Source organism: Roseovarius sp. D0-M9 (assembly GCF_037083805.1).
Taxonomy (GTDB): domain Bacteria; phylum Pseudomonadota; class Alphaproteobacteria; order Rhodobacterales; family Rhodobacteraceae; genus Roseovarius.
In genome coordinates this window covers 24,503-42,946 of record NZ_JBAPKZ010000020.1, presented here as the reverse complement: position 1 = coordinate 42,946, position 18,444 = coordinate 24,503, and the positions used below count along the sequence as shown (strand labels likewise).

At 62.1% G+C, this 18,444-nt stretch carries 23 protein-coding genes; all 23 read left to right on the top strand.

Annotated features, from left to right (window positions below; translation table 11 throughout):
* The first annotated feature begins 266 nt into the window (after positions 1–266).
* The 23 genes from V8352_RS13620 to V8352_RS13510 all read left to right on the top strand — a co-directional run bounded on the left by V8352_RS13620 (position 267) and on the right by V8352_RS13510 (position 18,385).
* Positions 267–1,640 (top strand): site-specific DNA-methyltransferase, encoded by a 1,374-nt coding sequence (locus tag V8352_RS13620; protein WP_336424841.1) that lies wholly within the window; start codon positions 267–269, stop codon positions 1,638–1,640.
* Positions 1,640–1,855: a DUF7220 family protein gene (locus tag V8352_RS13615; protein WP_336424840.1), complete on the top strand. Its 216-nt coding sequence runs from the start codon at positions 1,640–1,642 to the stop codon at positions 1,853–1,855. The genes V8352_RS13620 and V8352_RS13615 overlap by 1 nt, the downstream gene beginning before the upstream one ends.
* Positions 1,848–2,579 (top strand): hypothetical protein, encoded by a 732-nt coding sequence (locus V8352_RS13610; RefSeq protein ID WP_336424839.1) that lies wholly within the window; start codon positions 1,848–1,850, stop codon positions 2,577–2,579. Before V8352_RS13615 ends, V8352_RS13610 begins: the two co-directional genes overlap by 8 nt.
* Entirely contained in the window at positions 2,576–3,076 is a 501-nt protein-coding gene (locus V8352_RS13605) for a terminase small subunit (protein WP_336424838.1), read from the top strand. Before V8352_RS13610 ends, V8352_RS13605 begins: the two co-directional genes overlap by 4 nt.
* The gene (locus V8352_RS13600; RefSeq protein ID WP_336424837.1) at positions 3,069–5,003 is read left to right on the top strand and encodes a phage terminase large subunit family protein; all 1,935 of its coding nucleotides are present in this window, start codon (positions 3,069–3,071) and stop codon (positions 5,001–5,003) included. The genes V8352_RS13605 and V8352_RS13600 overlap by 8 nt, the downstream gene beginning before the upstream one ends.
* Positions 5,004–5,026: 23 nt before the next feature.
* The gene (locus V8352_RS13595; RefSeq protein ID WP_336424836.1) at positions 5,027–5,551 is read left to right on the top strand and encodes a hypothetical protein; all 525 of its coding nucleotides are present in this window, start codon (positions 5,027–5,029) and stop codon (positions 5,549–5,551) included.
* Positions 5,551–7,164: a phage portal protein gene (locus tag V8352_RS13590; protein WP_336424835.1), complete on the top strand. Its 1,614-nt coding sequence runs from the start codon at positions 5,551–5,553 to the stop codon at positions 7,162–7,164. Before V8352_RS13595 ends, V8352_RS13590 begins: the two co-directional genes overlap by 1 nt.
* Complete coding sequence (locus V8352_RS13585; RefSeq protein ID WP_336424834.1) at positions 7,091–9,187, top strand: phage major capsid protein; 2,097 nt, start codon at positions 7,091–7,093, stop codon at positions 9,185–9,187. The genes V8352_RS13590 and V8352_RS13585 overlap by 74 nt, the downstream gene beginning before the upstream one ends.
* 74 nt (positions 9,188–9,261) lie before the next feature.
* On the top strand, positions 9,262–9,522 hold the full coding sequence (locus V8352_RS13580) for a DUF7210 family protein (RefSeq protein ID WP_336424833.1): 261 nt from the start codon (positions 9,262–9,264) through the stop codon (positions 9,520–9,522).
* A 5-nt stretch (positions 9,523–9,527) separates the two neighbouring features.
* Complete coding sequence (locus tag V8352_RS13575; RefSeq protein ID WP_336424832.1) at positions 9,528–9,860, top strand: head-tail joining protein; 333 nt, start codon at positions 9,528–9,530, stop codon at positions 9,858–9,860.
* Positions 9,847–10,401 (top strand): phage tail protein, encoded by a 555-nt coding sequence (locus V8352_RS13570; RefSeq protein ID WP_336424831.1) that lies wholly within the window; start codon positions 9,847–9,849, stop codon positions 10,399–10,401. Before V8352_RS13575 ends, V8352_RS13570 begins: the two co-directional genes overlap by 14 nt.
* On the top strand, positions 10,398–10,943 hold the full coding sequence (locus V8352_RS13565; protein ID WP_336424830.1) for a hypothetical protein: 546 nt from the start codon (positions 10,398–10,400) through the stop codon (positions 10,941–10,943). The genes V8352_RS13570 and V8352_RS13565 overlap by 4 nt, the downstream gene beginning before the upstream one ends.
* Positions 10,940–11,437 (top strand): phage baseplate assembly protein V, encoded by a 498-nt coding sequence (locus V8352_RS13560; RefSeq protein WP_336424829.1) that lies wholly within the window; start codon positions 10,940–10,942, stop codon positions 11,435–11,437. The genes V8352_RS13565 and V8352_RS13560 overlap by 4 nt, the downstream gene beginning before the upstream one ends.
* A 67-nt stretch (positions 11,438–11,504) precedes the next feature.
* Positions 11,505–11,831 (top strand): GPW/gp25 family protein, encoded by a 327-nt coding sequence (locus V8352_RS13555; RefSeq protein WP_336424828.1) that lies wholly within the window; start codon positions 11,505–11,507, stop codon positions 11,829–11,831.
* Complete coding sequence (locus V8352_RS13550) at positions 11,831–12,739, top strand: baseplate J/gp47 family protein (protein WP_336424827.1); 909 nt, start codon at positions 11,831–11,833, stop codon at positions 12,737–12,739. The genes V8352_RS13555 and V8352_RS13550 overlap by 1 nt, the downstream gene beginning before the upstream one ends.
* Position 12,740: 1 nt before the next feature.
* Positions 12,741–13,406, top strand: a complete 666-nt coding sequence (locus V8352_RS13545; protein WP_336424826.1) for a phage tail protein I — start codon at positions 12,741–12,743, stop codon at positions 13,404–13,406.
* Complete coding sequence (locus V8352_RS13540; RefSeq protein ID WP_336424825.1) at positions 13,403–15,700, top strand: hypothetical protein; 2,298 nt, start codon at positions 13,403–13,405, stop codon at positions 15,698–15,700. The genes V8352_RS13545 and V8352_RS13540 overlap by 4 nt, the downstream gene beginning before the upstream one ends.
* Before the next feature lie 11 nt (positions 15,701–15,711).
* Positions 15,712–15,885, top strand: a complete 174-nt coding sequence (locus V8352_RS13535) for a hypothetical protein (RefSeq protein ID WP_336424824.1) — start codon at positions 15,712–15,714, stop codon at positions 15,883–15,885.
* Positions 15,860–16,228, top strand: a complete 369-nt coding sequence (locus V8352_RS13530; protein ID WP_336424823.1) for a hypothetical protein — start codon at positions 15,860–15,862, stop codon at positions 16,226–16,228. The genes V8352_RS13535 and V8352_RS13530 overlap by 26 nt, the downstream gene beginning before the upstream one ends.
* 16 nt (positions 16,229–16,244) lie before the next feature.
* Positions 16,245–16,562 (top strand): hypothetical protein, encoded by a 318-nt coding sequence (locus V8352_RS13525; RefSeq protein WP_336424822.1) that lies wholly within the window; start codon positions 16,245–16,247, stop codon positions 16,560–16,562.
* Complete coding sequence (locus tag V8352_RS21970; RefSeq protein ID WP_442971033.1) at positions 16,563–17,558, top strand: glycine-rich domain-containing protein; 996 nt, start codon at positions 16,563–16,565, stop codon at positions 17,556–17,558.
* Between the two features lie 4 nt (positions 17,559–17,562).
* Positions 17,563–18,018, top strand: coding sequence for a hypothetical protein (locus V8352_RS13515; protein WP_336424820.1), 456 nt, complete (start codon positions 17,563–17,565; stop codon positions 18,016–18,018).
* 16 nt (positions 18,019–18,034) lie between these two features.
* Positions 18,035–18,385, top strand: a complete 351-nt coding sequence (locus tag V8352_RS13510; RefSeq protein ID WP_336424819.1) for a DUF1353 domain-containing protein — start codon at positions 18,035–18,037, stop codon at positions 18,383–18,385.
* Positions 18,386–18,444 lie beyond the last annotated feature (59 nt).

The following is an 18,444-nucleotide window of genomic DNA, read 5'->3' as shown; positions in this document are numbered from 1 at the left end:
AATGGGGAGCGGCTCTGCCGTCGCGGTCGCGGTCGGACACGGATCGCACGCGTGCGGAGATCGGTGCGGCCTATGCTTTGTTCGAGGCGGCCTGCCCTGGCTACGCGATCACCTTCCGGCTCGCGCCTCCAGAAACTTTGGGTCCTTCTGCGGGGGGTGCCTAGTGAGGGTGTGTTTACGCGCGAAAATTTATTTGTGGGTGGCTCTGAAAAGCCATTTCGTTTCGTTTGGGGGTCGTGATGCCTAAGTCTTCCAAGGCGGCCGATATGCCTAACCAGTTGGAATTTATCGCGGTTTCCGATCTGATCCCGTATGCCGCGAACGCGCGCACGCATAGCGAAACCCAAATCGCTCAGATTTCGCAATCGATCGAGGAGTTCGGGTTCACAAATCCGGTGCTGATCGCGGCCGATAACACCATCATCGCCGGGCACGGCCGGGTGATGGCGGCTAAAGCGATGGGCATGGCAACGGTGCCTTGCTTTCGTCTGGCGCACCTGTCGGATGAGCAGCGCCGTGCCTATATCATAGCCGACAACAAGCTGGCGCTGAATGCCGGTTGGGACGAGGAGCTGCTAAAGCTGGAGCTCGGCGAGCTGCGCGACGGCGGTTTCGATCTGCGCCTGACCGGCTTCGATGCCTCGGAAATCGACGCGTTGTTCCTGGACGAGGAAAACCTCGAGGAGGAGGGCTTGACCGGCGATGATGATGCGCCGGGGCTCGGCGGTTCGTTTGTCTCGCAGCTCGGCGATGTTTGGGTGCTTGGCGATCACCGTGTGATGTGCGGGGATAGCACCTTGCTGTCCCATGTCGAGAAGCTGTGCGGTGACGACCCGGTGGACTGCTGCTGGACCGATCCGCCTTATAACGTGAATTATGAGAGCAAGGCCGGGAAAATCCAGAACGACCACATGGGCGACGGCGCGTTTCGTGAGTTCCTGCGCGACGCCTTTGTCTCGGCGTTCGCTGTCATGCGGGCGGGTGCTCCGATCTACGTGGCGCATGCGGACACCGAGGGCTTCAACTTTCGCGGGGCGTTCCTCGAGGCGGGGTTCAAACTCTCGGGCTGTTTGATCTGGGTCAAGCCGGCGCTTGTCTTGGGCCGATCTGACTACCAGTGGCGGCACGAGCCGATCCTCTACGGGTGGAAAGAGGGCGCTGCGCATTCGTGGCATGGCGGGCGGAAAAACACGACGGTGGTCGATGCCGAGGACATGCCTTTCCTGGTCGAAGGTGACGGCGCGGCCGTCCAGATCGAGATTGGCGAGAGCACGCTGCGCATCTCGGGGGCCGATCTGCATGTGGAGGAGCTTGTCGGTTCGGTGATCCGCGCCGAGAAGCCTAAGAAATCCGCCGAGCATCCCACCATGAAGCCGGTTGGCTTGATCCTGGGCATGCTGAAAAACAGCAGCCGGCGCGGCGATACGGTTCTGGATCTGTTTGGCGGATCGGGCTCGACGCTCATTGCCTGCCAGAAAGTCGGGCGCCGCGCGCGGTTGATGGAGTTCGATCCGAAATATGCGGACGTGATCGTGCGCCGGTGGCAGGAGTTCTCTGGGCTGAAGGCCAAGCTGGCCGAAACAGGCGAGTTGTTCGACGCGGTTGCGGCGAAGCGGCAGAAAGTTGTGGAGGATGCCTAGTGCAGTCGCGGCGCGGTTCGTTCCTCGAGGCTCTGGTCAACCTGGCGGTTGGCTATTCGCTCGCGGTCGCTGCAAACGCGATCGTGCTCCCTCTGTTCGGCTTTTACCCTAGCCTCGGCCAGCATGCCGCGATCGGTGCGGTGTTTTCCCTTATCAGTGTGATCCGGTCTTATTGCCTGCGCCGGTTGTTCAATTGGTGGGGCGGCTGTGACTGACAAAAACCCAAAGCGGAAGAAAGGGCCGCCTCGCGCGCTGCGCACTTCGTCGCGCAAGGTGCGCTTTGTCGCCCATCGCACTGGCACGGCGGCCGATACGATCGGGCCGTTGTCGGATGGCGTCGCTGTCACCGGGCTGACGGCTGGGCAGTTCTCTGCGATCGACGCGATGGAGCACATGGTTAACGAGCTCGGGCCGGCGCGGGTGCGGCTGTCCACCTGGACCACCGGGATCTACGATGTCGAGCGGGCGCGCGAAATCGAGATGGATGGCCGGATCACGGATTGCCGGGTTCTGCTCGATCGGGGCACGTTTGAAAAATCGCCAAAGTTCGCCGGGCCGCTCATTCAGGTTCTGGGCGTGGATGCGTTTCGGTGCCTGTCGGTTCACGCGAAGGTCATCATCGTGGAGGGCGAGCGCGGCACGGCCGTTATGCGCTCGTCCATGAACCTGAACAAAAACCTGCGCACGGAGCAGTTCGATATCGATGTCGGGCCCGAGATCGGTGCGTTCTTCATCGAGTGGTTCGATGCGCTCTGGGAGGAAAGCGGTCGCACGCGCGATAACCAGGCCATAATTCAGGCGGTTTTTGATCGGTTCTTGGCTTTGCCACCTGTGGAGCCTCGCTCCCGGCGCCAAGCTGTTGATACGGATGATGATTTGTCCGGTCTTTTTCTTGATCCGGTTTTGATCGATGATGATGATGGGGTGCCTGGCACATGAGCTCGGCGGGTAGTCCCACATATCCGGCGAAAATCATCGCCAAGCTGTTGATGCTGACCGAGCGGCGGGTCCAGCAGCTGGCGAAGGAGGGCGTCGTGCCCAAGGCTGAGCGCGGCCGGTATGAGCTGGCGGCGGCCGTGCAGGGGTATATCCGGTATCTGCAGGCGCGAGCGGCGGGCAATCCTGCGGACAGCGGTTCGATCGATTACCATGTCGAAAAGGCGCGCAAGACCAAAGCCGAGGCGGATATCGCTGAAATGGAGGCGGCGAAGCGCGCAGGCGACGCGATCGACGCGTCCGAGGTCAAGCGGGCATGGCAGCTGATCCTGGGCGAAGTTCGCGCAAATCTTCTGGGCAACACACCGGCGCGGATCGCGTCGCGGATCAACGGGCTGACGGACGAGGCGGCGATCAAACGGGTGATCCGTGACGAGATCGCGCTGGCCATGACGGCGGCGGCGCAGACTGATGTCGAGGAGCTGTTTTCTGGTGAGTGATCCTGTGCCGATCGGTGCCGTCGCTACGCGGATTGCCTCTGAGGCGTTGCTGACATTTGCGCCGCCTCCGGATGTTGCGCCATCGGTCTGGGCCGAGCGGGCGATCTATATCCCGGTGGGCAACGCAATTCCTGGCATGATGCGGTTTGATAACGCGCCATATCAGCGGTTGCCGCTCGATCTGACTGTCGATCCTTTGGTGTCGCGGATCTCGCTGATGTGGGGTGCTCAGGTGGGCAAAACGCAGACTGCGCTCTGCGCACAGGCGTTCCGGATCGCTGAAAACCCGATGAGCCAGATCATGCTGCAGCCTTCGCAAGGTGATCTGCACACTTGGCTCGAGACGAAGTTTAACCCGATGGTCGAGGCGAACGAGGCGCTGCAAAACCGCCTTGCCAAACCGCGCGGCCGCGATGGCGTCAACAATCAGAGCATGAAAAGCTACCCAGGCGGCTTCCTGATGTTCTCCTGGTCGGGCTCGCCTAAGACAATGCGGGGCCGATCGGCGCCGTTTATCGTCTGCGATGAAACGGACGGCTACGATCGGACGCATGAGGGGCATCCGGTGTCTCTGCTCTGGCAGCGCGCGGCCACCTTCGGCGATCAGCGCCTCCTGCTCGAAATCTCGACGCCTACGGTCAAGGGCGCGTCATACATCGAGGGCGCATTCGAGGCGGGCGATATGCGCCGCTTCCATGTCGTCTGTCCTCATTGCGAGGCGCTGCAGCACCTGAAATGGGCTCAAGTGACATGGTCGAAGTCGGACGAGGGCGATCACCTGCCGGAAACGGCGGGATATGTCTGTGAGGGGTGCGGGGTGGTCTGGACGGATGGCGAGCGGGTTGCCGCGATCCGTGCAGCTGAGAGCCTTGGCGCCGGCTGGATCGCTGAAAAGCCATTTCGCGGGCATGCCTCTTTTCATCTCAATGAGCTGTATTCGTGCTTTCGGCGCCTCGAGGACGTGGTGCAGTCTTTCCTCGAAAAGAAGGCGGCCGGGGATCTGCAGACTTTCGTGAACGTGTCGCTCGCCGAAACCTGGGAGGAAGAAGGCGACCAGGTTGAAAGCGCGGACCTGATCGCGCGGTCGCATCCCTTCGCCGCGCCGGTGCCTCTCGGCGTTGGCGTGCTGACGGCCGGTATCGACATGCAGCAGGATCGCCTGGAGATCGAGGTGGTCGGCTGGGGGCTCGGGGAGGAAAGCTGGTCTGTCGATTATCGCGTGATCTATGGCGATCCGATGCGGCCGGAAGTCTGGGAGGAGCTCGACGCGGTGCTCGGGGAAACTTTCGAGCACGCCTCGGGCGCGCAGTTGTCGATCGCCGGGGCTTGCCTCGACACGGGCGGTGGCGAGGGTCTGACGCAGTCGGCGTATGAATACGCGCGGGGCAAGACGGGGCGGCGCCTCTTTGCCGTGAAAGGTGTAGGCGGCTGGGGCCGTCCGGTTGTTTCCGCGCCCAGCCGGGTCCGATCGCGCCGCGCGCGCATGATCCAGCTGTTCTCGGTGGGTGTGGACGAGGCAAAGCTGATCGTCGCGCGCCGGTTCGGCATCGCCGAGCCTGGGCCGGGCTTTTGCCATGTGCCTGACAGTCGCGCGCCGGAATGGTTCGCGCAGGCCACGGCCGAGGCGCTGCGCACGCGGCTGTCGCGGGGCTTCCAGGTGCGGGAATGGCACAAGACGCGGGATCGTAACGAGGCGCTCGATTGCCGGGTCTATGCCTATGCGGCCCTGAAATTGATCAATCCCAACGTGCCGCGCCTGGTGCGCGGGCTGGTGCCAAAGGACGAGGAGGCCGGGGGCGATCCGGTTGAGGATGCCGCATCCGTGCGGTTCGCGGGGAAACCGCCAGAGGAAGCCGACGCGGCTGACACCGATGCTGGTGCAAAGCGGGTCTGGCGTGGCAAATCGAAGAAGCGCCGCCGTAAATAGGGAAACGGTGGGCTGTGGTCGGTTTGATACCATCTGAAATCGCGGCGGGCATCACGTTCCGCGTGCCTTTGTCTTTCGCCGAATATCCGGCTCCGGATTGGGAGCTGTCTTTGGTGCTGCGCGGGCCGACTGTGATCGATCTGATCGCCACGGGCGTGGGTGATGATCATACCTTTCTGGCGCAGGCCGCAGCGACAGGCGCTTGGGCGCCTGGTTCCTATTGGTGGCAAATCCGCGCCAGCGGCGGGGGTGATGTTGTGCTCCTGGGCGAGGGTCAAACAAAAATCCTGGCGGATATCGCGGCGGTCACGGGCGCCTATGACGGCCGGTCGCACGCGCAGCGGGTGCTCGAGGCTATCGAGGCGGTGATCGAGGGCCGGGCTTCGGTCGATCAAGAAAGCTATTCGATCAACAATCGCTCGCTCTCGCGGACGCCTATCGCGGACCTATTGAAATTGCGCGATCGGTATCGGGCCGAGGTCAATTCTGCGGCTGCGGCGAGGGCGGGTAAAATCCTGGGCCGCATCCATCGCGTGAGGTTCAGCTGATGGGTTTGTTCGGAAAACGCAAAGCGCAGACGCGCTCGGAGCCGGTCTTGGTCGAGAGCAGCGTGCCGAAGGTCACGAAAAAGAGCGGCGGGAAGCTCGGGCGTAGCGGCGGGACGGCTAAGCGGCTTTTTGATGCCGGCGCTTCGGATCGTCTGACTGGCAATTGGTCGACAACACCTTTGACCGCCGACGATGTGGTGCGCCGCAATCAGCGCGTTTTGGTAGCGCGGTCGCGCGAGCAGGCGGCGAATAACGACCATGCCAAGGCGTTCCTTCGCATGGCCCGGCAGAATATCATCGGGCCGCGCGGTGTGCAGCTGCAGGCGCAGGCGAAAGACCCAAGCGGCACGCTCGATCGCTCTGCGAACGATGCAATAGAGCGCGCCTGGGCTGAATGGTCGAAAGCGGCAAATTGCGACGTGACCGGGCGCCTGCCTTTGCGGCAAATCCAAGGTTTGGCGGTTGTCACGGCGGCGCGTGACGGCGAGTTCTTTGTGCAGATCGTTACCGGCCGGGATGCTGGTCCCTGGGGTTTCGCGCTGAATGTGATTGATCCGCAGCGGTGCCCTGTCGATATGGACGAGGTCAGCCTGCCGAATGGGCGATTTATCCGGCACGGGATCGAGTTTAATAAGTTCGGCCGGCCTACGGGCTATTACTTTTCGACGCTGAAAGCGGAGGAGAGCGATTACACATACGGCGGCCGCTCGTTCGTGCGCGTGCCTGCCGGCGAGATCATCCATTCGTTTATCACGGACCTGGTCGGCCAGAAGCGTGGCTTGCCTTGGACGGCCACGGCGCTCTGGCGCATGCAGCAGCTAAACCAGCTTGAAAACGCGGCGCTGGTCAATGCGCGCGAGGGCGCGAACAAGACCGGTTTTTTCGAATGGGAGGAAGGCTACGGGCCCGATGCCGTTGATGATGAAGGCAACGCGGTAGAGCTCGAAATCGAAAGCGAGGCCGGTGTCTATCATGAGCTGCCGGCGGGCGCGCGGTTCAAGTCGCACGATCCCAACTATCCCTCGGGTGAGTTCGCGGGCTTTTCCAAACACCAGCTGCGCGGCATCTCTGCCGGGCTCGGGGTCGCCTACAACAATCTGGCCAGCGATCTTGAGGGTGTGAATTATTCCTCGATCCGCCAGGGCACGCTCGATGAACGCGAGCATTGGAAGGATCTCCAGGAGTGGGTGGTCGAAAGCCTGCTTTCGGAGATCTTCGCGCGCTGGATCAAGCGGTCGCTTGCGGCCGGTCAGATCAAGGCGAACGGCTCGCCTCTGCCGGCCGCCAAGGTCGACAAGTTCTCGGAGGTCACCTGGCAGCCTCGGCGCTGGGATTGGATCGATCCCAATGCGGACGTGAAAGCGGCCGTCCTGGCGAAAAATAACCTTTTGATGTCGCCGTCTCAGATCATCCGTGATCGCGGCCAAGATCCGCAAACGGTCTGGCGCGACATCGCTCGGGATATCGCGGACATGCGCGCGGCCGGCATTCCCGAGGACATCATCAACACGGTCGTGCTTCAAAATTCGGAGGGGTCCAATGGCTCAGGAAACGCAGCCGGTCAAGGTGCCGGAAATCAAGGCGACGGGGGCTCGGGTGCGGACGGCAGCTGATCTGATCGGGCGCTCTCTCACTCGGGCGGTTACCGTCGAACAGATCAACGCGGCGGGCGAAAGCGGGCGGCGCGGTCTGTCGCGGCTGGCCGAGGTGCGGGAGATTGACGAGGACGCGCGCACCGTCGAGCTCGCCTTTTCCTCGGAGATCGAGGTCGAGCGGTTCTTCGGTATTGAGGTGCTTTCGCACGATCCGGCTTCGGTTCGTATGGCGCGGATGGAGGGTGGCGCGGCGCTCTTGGTCAACCATGATTGGGACGACCAGATCGGCGTTGTCGAGAGCGCGCGCATCGATGCTGACAAGCGCGGCCGGGCCTTGGTGAAATTCGGGCGCGGGGTTCGCGCTGAGGAAATCTTCCGCGACGTGATCGACGGCATCCGGCGGCATGTGTCGGTCGGGTATCTGGTCCACAAGATCGAGGTCGAGGAGCGCGCGGGGCAGGCCGATCTGGTCACCGTCAAGGATTGGGAGCCTTTCGAGGTTTCGATCGTCGCTGTTGCTGCTGACCCCTCGGTCGGGGTCGGCCGCGAAATGGACGAGGGGAAACCGCCAGAGGATGCGGCCGATCTTGGCTCGGATACTGAGGCCACAAAAGCGAGCGGCGCTGGTGCCGCGCAGTCTCAAAAACGGAGTGAAGCTATGGAAAAGATTTTGCGGGACAGCGCGGGCAATCTCGTCCGCGCAATGGTGGATGGTGATGGCAAAATCACCGAGGTTCTGGAAACCATCGAGGAGGCGGGAGAGGGCACGCGCCAGGCGCACGCCACCGGTTCGACGGCCGAGCGCACGCGTGTTCGCACAATCATGGAAATGGGCGAGAAATATGGCGCCGATGATCTGGCGCGGGATTTTGTGAAGGAGGGTAAAGGCGCAGACGAGTTCCAGCGTGCGCTGCTCGATCACATCGATGGCGGTAAGAGGTCCAAGGGGCCGCTCGGTGACGAGGGCAACATTGGCCTGACCGATCAGGAAAAGGACCAGTTTTCGTTCATCCGCGCTATCCGCGCGCTGTCCGATCCCACCAATCGCCGCGCGCAGGAAGCCGCGGCCTTTGAATTCGAAGCCTCCGAGGCTGCTGCAAAGGCGATGGGCCGGTCGGCCGAGGGCATCATGGTTCCGCCTGATGTGCTGACGCGTGCGGTCAATACCGGCACTGGCGGCGTGGCGGCTGGTGATACCGGCGGGAACGCGATCGCCACCAATCTGCTTTCGCAGTCGTTTATCGAAATGCTGCGCAATAAGGCGATCCTCATGCGCTTGGCCACTCCGCTTAACGGTCTGGTCGGCAATGTGGATATCCCGCTTCAGGCGTCGGGTGCCTCGGGCTACTGGATCGGTGAGGATGCTGATGCGCCAGAGGATAACCTCGAGCTCGGCCAGCTTTCCATGTCGCCGAAAACCGTTGCTGCGTTTTCCGAGATCACACGCAAGCTGCTTAAGCAGGCGTCGATGGACATGGAGAGCTTGGTTCGTCGCGATCTTGCTACCGCTCTGGCGCTGACCATCGATACCGCAGGTTTCTATGGCAGCGGCACTGGCGATCAGCCCAAGGGTATCACAAACTACTCCGGCATCAACGCTGTCGACTTTGGTGGCGCTGGCGCCGCCGATGCGGGTGGACCAGGCAATAGCCTGCCCACCTATGCTGAGGTGGTCGCGATGGAGAGCGCGATTTCCGCCGACAACGCGGACGTTAATTCGATGAAATACGCGATGGGTTCTGCCATGCGCGGCCATATGAAAACTACCGAGAAGTTTGGCGGTTCCAACGGTGCGCCGATCTGGGAGCAGGGCAACACGGTCAACGGCTACGGCGCCGAGGTCACGAACCAGATTGTGCCTGGTGATCTGTTCTTCGGTAACTGGTCGGACGTGATTGTCGGCATGTGGGGCGGTCTCGACATCACCGTCGATCCTTACTCGAATTCGAAGAAGGGCCGTCTGCGGATCGTCACCATGCAGGACGTTGATATCCTCCTGCGCCGTGTCGAGAGCTTCTGCTACGGCTCGGACGCCACCTAATCCCACCTCCCTGGGGTAGCCTGGTCGCCTTCGGGCGGCCGGGCGCTTAAATCCGGAAACTGGAGACCTGAAAAATGGCTAAAACTCACGTGTGTAAAGTCACGAAGGCGTTTGTCCACGGCGGCAAAATTCGCGTGCCTGGCAAGTCGCTCACTCTTTCTGAAGCTGAGGCAAAACCGCTTCTTGAGGCGGGCAAGGTTGTGTTGTCGAAGGAGGACCCTGCCGACGACCAGAAGTCGAAAGCCGAAATCAAGGCCGAAGCTGACGCCAAGGCGAAAGCGGAAGCCGACGCCAAGGCGAAAGAGGCAGCTGACGCGAAAACCGCGAAGGGCTGACGGCCGTGCCGTCGCCATCCTGGGAAAACCTGGACGCCTTCCTGCAGCTTGATGAATTTGCGGTTACCGCGATCGTCACTCCTGCGGAGGGCGTTTCGCGTTCGATCGTCGGGATCTTCGATGATCCGTTCCTCGACGCGCAGCTGGGCGAATATCGCTTGGACACCTCTGCGCCGCGCTTCCAATCCACTGAGCAGGCGCTTTCGGGCATCAAGCGGGGCGACGGCGTCACGATCGATGGTGTCGAGTATATCGCGCTGGGCGGGCCAAAGTCGGACGGCACGGGCATGGCTACTCTCGAGCTGGTGAAGCAGGAGGCGGGCGGTGCTGCATTTTGATTTCGACGGCTCTGAAATGCAGCGGATCGCCGACGAATTTGGCGCGACGGAAAAGCAGCTGCGCTACGCGTATTCTCGGGCTCTTCGCCGCACAGCGTCCAACATGAAAACCCAGGCGCGCAAGGGGCTGCGCACTCGTCTGGGGTTGCGCTCGGCATCGGAGCTCAGAAAGCGCATGGAGGGCTTCAAGTTCAAGCGCGGCAGCGGGTCCGATCTGGGCGGGGTCCGGATGTGGTTCGGTCTTAACGATCTGCGGGCCTCGGCATTCAAGGGGCGGCCGCGCGAGACGGCCAAAGGGGCCACTGTCGCGGGCCGATCGGTGTCTGGCGGTTTTGTCGCCAAGAACACAAAGGGCCAGCGCACCGTGATGCGCCGGGTCGGAAAGTCGCGCTACCCGATCGCGGAGGCGCGGCTCGATATCGAGGATGAAGCCCAGACTTTTATCGAGGACGAGGTCTTTGATGAAATCGAGGACGTCTTTTTCCGCAATTTCCGCGCCGAAATCCGCGCGCGGACGATCTATGATGTGGGTGGGGCATGAACGCGCAAACCGAGATTGATCTGGACGCTCTGCATGATGCGGTGATCGCTGGCATCGCCGCCGGCATGCCTGCCGTCGCTTCGGTGCAGGCGTATCCCGTTGAGCGGACGGCGCTCGATCTGCCTGCGATCCTGGTGGACCTGGAGGACATGGAGGCGGCTTCGGAGCGCGACCCTGGCACCGAGCAGTTGGCGGTTCTCACGCGTTGGCGCGCGCGGCTGATACTCGGCTTTCGATCAGCGGATGTTCACCGGCAAGTTCGCAAGGGCGCTGGGCAGTTGGGCCACCTGGTGCATCTCAATCGATGGGGGATGCCGGTGGGCCCGTCGCGCGTGACGATCATCGGGCCTGATCCGTTCGATCCGGACCTTGATCAGTATGAGGTCTGGGTGGTCGAGTGGGAGCAGGTTGTGCATCTCGGGCCGTCCGTCTGGGATTGTCCCTTGTCGGTGCCGACCACCGTCTATCTCGGGTGGGAGCCTGAGACTGGGCCGGAAAATGTGGGCGAGTATTCTCAAGTTGCGCCCGAGGTCGATCCGTGAGTTTTCAGGCGGGGGAAAGCGCGCGGCGCTCGGCCAGCATGGTTCGCGTGGGCCGGATCGTTTCTGTCGATCCTGGCGCTGCGCGGGCAAAGGTCACATTCGGGGCCGAAACGGAAAGCGCGGATTTGCCATTTATGGCGATGCGCGCTGGCGCTGCGCGGATCTGGGCGCCGCCTACTGTTGGCGAGCAGGTTTGGGTTCTGGCCGAGAGCGGCGAGACCGCGCAGGGCGTGATCCTTGGTGCTGCGTTTCAGGACGACATTCCGGCGCCTTCTGGGGCAGGGGAGGCGGTCGAGGTGCATCTTGGCGAGGCCAGCTTCATCATTGAGCCTGAGAGCATCGTTCTGCGCGTTGGGGGCGTGTCGGTGACAGTCTCCGCGTCTGGTCTGTCTGTTGAGGGCGGGTCGGTTACCCATAATCAGAGCAATATCGGCGACGATCATCTGCATTCTGGCGTGCAGCCTGGGGGCGGCAACACCGGCGAGCCCATCTAAGGCTCGGCGGGGGAAACCGCCAGAGGAAAGCAGCCGGGCGCGCGCCGATGATCGGGCCATGATTGGCATGAACGCATCAAACGGGACGGTGCTGGACGGGCTTGGCCATCTGCGCCAGTCCATCACCGACATTCTGACCACTCCGATTGGCAGTCGGGTGATGCGGCGCGACTATGGCAGTCGGCTGTATGATCTGGTTGACGATCCGATCAATCGCTCGACGGTCCTGGAGGTTTATACCGCGACGGCCGAGGCGCTCGATCGGTGGGAACCTCGCGTTCAGCTCGAGCAGGTGGAAATCACCAGCGCGGAGCCGGGCCGCTTGGAGCTGCTTCTGCGCGCTTTCTATGTTCCGGATGGTCGGGTGATCTCGCTAGAGGGAATTGTGATCTGATGACCAATCCTGCGGCCTTTTTCGACAAGCGGCTGACGGCGGATGTCGCTGGTCTGCCGGTGCCTGGCGTTGTTGAGAGCCTCGACTACGAGGTGATCTTGGCTGCCATCCAAGCGGATTTCCAGGCTCGCTATCCGGATTTCTCGGCCGCCTTGGAGAGCGAGCCGGTTCTCAAGCTGATGGAGGCGGTCGCTTATCGCGAGCTCCTGCTGCGTCAGCGGGTGAATGATAGCGCCCAGGCGCTTTTTGCATCGACGGCTGTCGGTTCCGATCTGGACGCGCTGGCGGCAGGGCAGGGTATCGTGCGCGCGGTCGTGAAGGCGGCGCAGGGCGTCGATCCGGCTGTGCTGGAGACGGATGCGCAGCTGCTCAATCGCTATCTTCTGTCGTTCTCGCGCTATAGCGCAGGAAGCCGGGGCGCGCTGGCTTTCTGGGCCTATTCGGCCGCGCCGGATTTGACGGATGCCGCAGTGATCGGGCCAAGCGTTCACGGCCGGGATGGCGACGTCGATCTTGTCGTTTTGGGCGCGGGCTATGAGGACGCGCTGGGCGCAGCGATCGACGCGATCCGCGACGCTGCTTTTGGTGGCGGCGCGTATCCTGACGGGCTTGGCGGTTTTGTCGTGCGGGCCGATCGGGTCGAGTATGACGTGCATCTTCGTGTGACGCCTGCGGCGACGGATGGGCCATCGCGCGAGCTGGCGCGCATCGAGGCCGAGCGGCGGGTCCGATCGGTCTGCGTCGCGCGACAGCGCATCGGTGCGGCGGTTCCGCCTGCGCTCCTTCAGGGCGCGGCTTATGGCGATGGTGTTTCGATTGTTTCGGTCGAGGATCTGGCTCCGGTGGCGCTTGCTGCCGAGCCCTACTCGGCGCCGATCCTGCGCACGCTGACTGTGGAGGTCGCGTAAAATGAGCGCGGCTGATCTCCTGCCTCCCAACGCATCGGATTTTGAGCGCGCTCTTGCGGATGTGCTCTCGCGGCAGCCTGGTGTTCCGCTTCGCGTTCAGCGTGATCCCTATTCGGCGGCTGCCGATGTTTTGCCTTGGCTGGCGGCGCATCATGGGGTGCGGCTCTGGTTCGATGATTGGGCCGAGACGCGCAAGCGCGCAATCATCGCGCACCATGCCGGGTTGCATCCTGTTTATCCTGGCGAGCGGCTCGGGGACCTTGTCGGCACGCGGCTCGGGCTGGAGCGGTATCTTTCCTATGTCGACGCCTCGCTGGTGCATGCGCTGGCCTATCCAGCGCCGTTCATCGTGGGCGATACGGCGGCTGGATCGCGCCGGGTAAATCAACACGCGTTCACGGCCGACTATCTCACGCTGGTCGTGCTGGTCGAAAATGCCGAGGCGATGGCGGTTGGCGGCGACGCGATTGGTGACGCGGCCGTGGCGCCGCCCGATCCCGAGCCAATAGATCGAGCTTTAGCGTCGGCGCGTGCCGCAAAAGGGCCGGCGATCGCGGTTGCTTGCCACTTCGATGCGCGGCGACCAGTCACAACGGGGGATGCGCCGTCGACGGCGGATGTCCTGTCCACCGGGCAATTTATAGACAGATTGGAGCTTTCGGCATGACGCGCAACGTCCTAATCGCTGACAAAGAGTATGCAACAGGCGCCGTGTTTTCGGGCATCGGCCGGGCTGCGCGGGAACACGCGGACGCGTTGACGGGCGGGGCGATCGCCTTCCCTTCGCACTGGTCGCGGTTCACGGTGACGATCGCTGGAGGCGGCCAATCGATCACCATCGCGCCGGGCGAGCTCTGGAAAAGCGATGCGATCTATTCCCTCGAGGAAGCGGTTGATATCGGCATCCTCGATTACCTGCCTCCGGTGGGAAACGAGAAATGGATCGCGATCCTGGCGCAGCCTGCCGTGCAGTCGACGCGCAATCGCTCGGCGAAAGTTCGCACCGGCACTGATCCGGAAAACCCGCAGCCTGCGCAGCAGGACGTGGTCGGCGAAGAGGTGCGGCTGGTCGAATTTGTCGTGCAGCAGGGGACGCAGGCGGCGCCGGGGAGTGCGGTGAAGCCCACCGTTCCGGAGAGCTCTTGTGCGGTGGTGTTCATTCTGCTCTCGGGTGCCGGCGCGCAAGCTATCGAGCCGGCCGTCTCTGATAAGGTGAAATCCCTCTACGATGTTGATGGGCGACTGATGGCACTCGAGGTGCGTGTCGACGCGCTCTTTCAGCGCGTTGCGGGTCTGGAGACGGATGTTGCCGTGCTGCGCGGCGCGATCCCGCGCATCATCCGGCCCGAGATCATCATCCAGCTGCAGGGCGGGTTGGCGCGGGTCGAGCAGCTGCTCGGCGCTCCGGTCAATTATGTTTCCCGGTTTTTCGATCCGGCGCTGACCACCGAGGCGTGGGACGAAAGCTACGCCGGCTGGTCGGCGGAAATTGGCGAGGGCGTCAAATTCCCCAAGGTTGCCACTACCGACAACCAGATGGCGCTTTTGGATGATGCCAGCCCGGCTATCCGCATCAAGGATGGGGTGTTGCTTCCAGCGTGGACCGAGGAGCGTCTGATCGACGTCTCGGGTTCTGGCGCCACTAAGGATATCTCGCAGCAGGTGCATACGGTTCGCACCAGCCAGACGCGCACCATCTCGCGCTCGAGTATTGAATATGGCCCGACGGTCAAAATCTGCGAAAACACCAAGGAGTATGCGAACGTCGCGGGCGCGGCCTATCTCGAAAATTTCCGGACGGATGCTGGTGAGACGTTCCAGTCTCTCGGGAAAACAGATAACCCTTGGAACGACAAGGAGGAGGCTATCGGGCACTCCGAGTTCCGCGCGCGCCAGGTGATCAAGCGGACATGGGATCAAACCTATACCAGCACCAAAATCACCAACTATGGCGTCAACGGATCGGTCTATGGCCAGACCTTCCTCAACTCGCAGGAGCGGATCGCCACCTCCCTGGAGTTCGATGTGTCGCGCGTCGGCAGCGATGGCGACATCCATGTTTTTCTCTGCGAGGTCAATGAAAGCGGCACGCCGGACTTCGACACCTCGATTGTCAAGGGTCTGGTACCTTATGCGTCGCTGTCGACCGGCTGGGTGAAATGCGAATTCCGGCCGACACTGCTGGTGTCGGGCAAGCGCTACGCCTGGTTTACGGTCACCACCGGCAACCATGCGCTGCGCACCGTGACCGGCAATAAGTTTGCCCAGGGCTCGCTTTTCTGGTCGACGGACGGGATCTGGTCGCAAGGCAGCCCGACCGAAGATTTTGCGTTCCGTTTGAATGTGGCCAAGTTTTCCACGACGCGCCTTGTGGTCGAGTTCGCGCCTCTGTCTCTGAGCGGTGGCATGACGGAGTTTCGGTTTACCTACGGCGGTTGGGAGCCGGGCGGCACGCGCCTGCCTTGGGAATATGCGCCGAAGCGGGTTGGTCTGCCGGATGTGTGGCATCCGTTTTCGACGGACGATAATTCGCCGCTGCGCGATGTGCCCGAGACTTGCCGCATCCGCGCGGTGTTCGAGGGCACGACTGATCTGATGCCTGCGATCGTCCTGGATAGTTCGGCGCGGCACCGGGCGTTCAAGCGCGGCGCCTCGCTGGTCGCGATCAGCGAACCGCATGATTTCGGGTTGTCCACCACCACCATCATCACCGAGACCGTTCTCGATGATTATGATCCGCTGGTGCAGACGCCGGTGCCCAAGCTGATCGTGGGCGCTACGGAATATGCGGCCGATACGGTCACCGAGATTGACGACGATTATCCGGAGCCCGAGCGGGTCAAGCTGCGCGCGAGCTTCACCGTGCCTGCGACCACGACCGCAAGGTATCGCCTGGAAATCGCGAGCACGTCGATCATCGATCAATGTTTCGCGGAAAACGTCGCAATGTTCGCGTTTTAAGGAGCTCTATCATGGATGAAAAATACGAGGCGAAGGCGGTTTATCTGGTGCGGTTTGGCGGCCCGGTTGCCATCCCTGGCACTGATGTTCAGCTCATGCCGCGCCATCGGCATCGTATCACTGGCGCGGTCCTGACAAAACTTTTGGAAGGGGGCGCAAATGTCCGATCTGCCGAACCCGAGTAACGGCTATGTCGCCACGATAGATTACCCGCTATCGCTCGCCAATCTGAACGCAATCCTTGGCGGCATGTGGCAGGCGCTCCAGCCCTACCGCGACGTAATCGCTGAAGCTGACGCGGCGATCAACGGTCTGAACGCGCGGACGCTGACAGTCATTGGCGAAAGCATCACTCCTGAGTTGGACGCCATCCGGGCTGACGTTGCTGCGGCGCAGTTGGAAGTGGACGCGCTGCTCGGCAATGATTTTGAGGCGCGGCTGGATACGCTGGAAACGGGCGTCGCGGTGCTAGAGGTCAAAGTTAACACAAACCACGATGCGCGCGCATTTTTCATGGCGCAATTGTAGGCAGTGAGGTGAGAAAATGAGCGGAACACTTGGGGCAGTCGATCTGACCGCTGATACGGACGCGATCCTTTACACGGTTCCGGCTTCGAAAGTCGCGACGGTGGTTGTTTCGTTATGCAATCGAGCGGCGGCGGAGGCGTTGATCCGCGTGGCGATCAGCACGCAGGCGGCGGCGCCTGTCTCGGCGGATTTCATCGAATATGATGTGACCTTGCCCCCCAATGGGGTCTTGGAACGGTCTGCGCTGGTTCTCGGCGCAGGCGAGAAGGTTTTTGTGCGCGCGAGCACTGGCGATGTGACGGCGCGCGTTCACGGTTTTGAGCAGGAGGTTTAAATGGGCAGGACTTTGAGCGTAAGCGCGGCGGTGGCAGAGGTAGAGGCAGGCGGTGGAATCACTGCAACTAGAGTTGTTCCGCCGGGCTATCTTGGCCAATTCGGAAACGGAGCATGGAAAGCATTTTCCCTTCCGGGATCGAACAGCTTTACCATTCCCGCCGGTGTGGAGAAAATCCGTGTGCGGGTCGTGGGGGCTGGCGGAGGTGGCGCGACGACTTGGACTTCGGGTGGCAGCACTAAAGCAACCGGCGGGAGTGGAGGGGGATACGCACACGGGGAGTTTACGGTCACCCCCGGAACTTCTTACGCAATTACTGTTGGCGCAGGCGGTGCAGGCGGAGTCTCGGGGCCTAACAGCGGAACCGCAGGTGGTTCGACCTCATTCGGGTCGCTTATCAGCGCGACGGGGGGTTCAGGGGGTATAACATCGGGGGCAGCAACCAACCTCGGGGGCGACCCCGGTCAAGGAACAGGTGGAGATTTTCAGGCCAGTGGTGGTCGCGGAGGGCCTACCAATAGTGTGGCCAGCACGGGGGGCGGGGGCGCAGGGTCTCAGCTTGGCAGCGGGGGCACCGGTGAGCTTAATGCCAAAGGTGGTTCGGGTATTGCGAACGGAGCGAGCGGTAATGGGGGTGCGTCCGCTTTTTCACAAACGGGCGAGGATTGCCTTGCCGGAATTCAAGCCAGCAACGAACAAGGTTTTGTTAACCGATTGAACGCGGTTATCCGTTTTCCTTTTGATGGTTTTACAGGAAGTGGAGCGCAAAGCAGCTCCAACTATCCAACTGGAGGCCCCGGAGGAGGAGGAGGTTACGGTTCTGGAAATCGCGGCGGAGACGGCGGTATCGGCGGCGGCGGAGGTGCTTCCCTTAACAATACCAGCGGTTCTACCGCTGGTTCCGGAGGCTTGGGGGCTGGCGGTGGTGCCGGTGGCGGTACTGGTGGATGCCAAGCCGGCGACGGCGGCGACGGTCTCGTAATAGTGGAGTGGTAAGAAAATGAATTATGCTCGAATTGTAAACGATCAGGCGGTTGATATTTCAACCGATCCTGCTTCGCAATTTCACCCCGATCTGGCGGCTGAGTTTGTCAAGGTTCCCGAAGGGGTCAAACGTGGCTGGCTCCGCGCGGCGGACGGCACATGGTTTGCGCCCGCCGACCCTGTTCCCACCGAGCCTGAGCCGGAGCGCCCAGCCGTTTCGCCAGTCGAATTCAAGTTGCTCTTTACCAGTGCGGAGCGTGTGAAGCTGAAAGAGTTGCGCGCGACCGATCCGATCCTTGATGACTTCTGGTCAATCGTGGACGATCCGCGCGCGACGCAAATCCGCCTGTCTCTAAGCTCGACGCAGCAGGGCGTGGGCTATGCGGTGCAGGAGTTGGTGACGGCGGGCACCGTCGCTTCGGCGGATGCCGATACGCGTATCGCTGAAATCCTCTCGGGCACCATGCAGTAAGCTTGGGCGCTGGGCGGTGAGTGACTACACCTCGATCGTTGGCTGGTGCGAGCCCATTGGCGGCATCCGGTATCGGTCGAGGCGCGACCTGAAATGGGCGGTTGGCCATCCGCGCTCGGGCTTTGTGTTCGTAGTCCCTGCTGGGCGGGTATTCGACGTCTCTATCCCTCGTGCGCTGCGCTGGATCTTCGATCCGCATGATCCGCGTTTCCTGAAAGCTGCCGCTCTCCATGATGAAATGCTGATGACGGGCTGGGCTCGTGTCACCGCTGCCGCTGAATTCCACGAGGCTTTGCGCGCTGATGGGGTCGGGCGCTGGGCGCGTTTGGCCATGTTCGGCGCGGTTGCGCTCTGGCGCTTTCAGTAGGCGGGGAAACCGCCAGAGGAAAGCAGGCTGCCTCGCCCCGATGATTGTGCCGAACAGCG

Coding starts and splice junctions, on each gene's coding strand:
- V8352_RS13565 (WP_336424830.1), top strand. CDS start 10,398: ATGAACGCGCAAACCGAGATTGATCTGGACGCTCTGCATGATGCGGTG.
- V8352_RS13530 (WP_336424823.1), top strand. CDS start 15,860: ATGTCCGATCTGCCGAACCCGAGTAACGGCTATGTCGCCACGATAGAT.
- V8352_RS13590 (WP_336424835.1), top strand. CDS start 5,551: ATGGGTTTGTTCGGAAAACGCAAAGCGCAGACGCGCTCGGAGCCGGTC.
- V8352_RS13620 (WP_336424841.1), top strand. CDS start 267: ATGCCTAACCAGTTGGAATTTATCGCGGTTTCCGATCTGATCCCGTAT.
- V8352_RS13585 (WP_336424834.1), top strand. CDS start 7,091: ATGGCTCAGGAAACGCAGCCGGTCAAGGTGCCGGAAATCAAGGCGACG.
- V8352_RS13540 (WP_336424825.1), top strand. CDS start 13,403: ATGACGCGCAACGTCCTAATCGCTGACAAAGAGTATGCAACAGGCGCC.
- V8352_RS13525 (WP_336424822.1), top strand. CDS start 16,245: ATGAGCGGAACACTTGGGGCAGTCGATCTGACCGCTGATACGGACGCG.
- V8352_RS13515 (WP_336424820.1), top strand. CDS start 17,563: ATGAATTATGCTCGAATTGTAAACGATCAGGCGGTTGATATTTCAACC.
- V8352_RS21970 (WP_442971033.1), top strand. CDS start 16,563: ATGGGCAGGACTTTGAGCGTAAGCGCGGCGGTGGCAGAGGTAGAGGCA.
- V8352_RS13545 (WP_336424826.1), top strand. CDS start 12,741: ATGAGCGCGGCTGATCTCCTGCCTCCCAACGCATCGGATTTTGAGCGC.
- V8352_RS13605 (WP_336424838.1), top strand. CDS start 2,576: ATGAGCTCGGCGGGTAGTCCCACATATCCGGCGAAAATCATCGCCAAG.
- V8352_RS13550 (WP_336424827.1), top strand. CDS start 11,831: ATGACCAATCCTGCGGCCTTTTTCGACAAGCGGCTGACGGCGGATGTC.
- V8352_RS13555 (WP_336424828.1), top strand. CDS start 11,505: ATGAACGCATCAAACGGGACGGTGCTGGACGGGCTTGGCCATCTGCGC.
- V8352_RS13535 (WP_336424824.1), top strand. CDS start 15,712: ATGGATGAAAAATACGAGGCGAAGGCGGTTTATCTGGTGCGGTTTGGC.
- V8352_RS13580 (WP_336424833.1), top strand. CDS start 9,262: ATGGCTAAAACTCACGTGTGTAAAGTCACGAAGGCGTTTGTCCACGGC.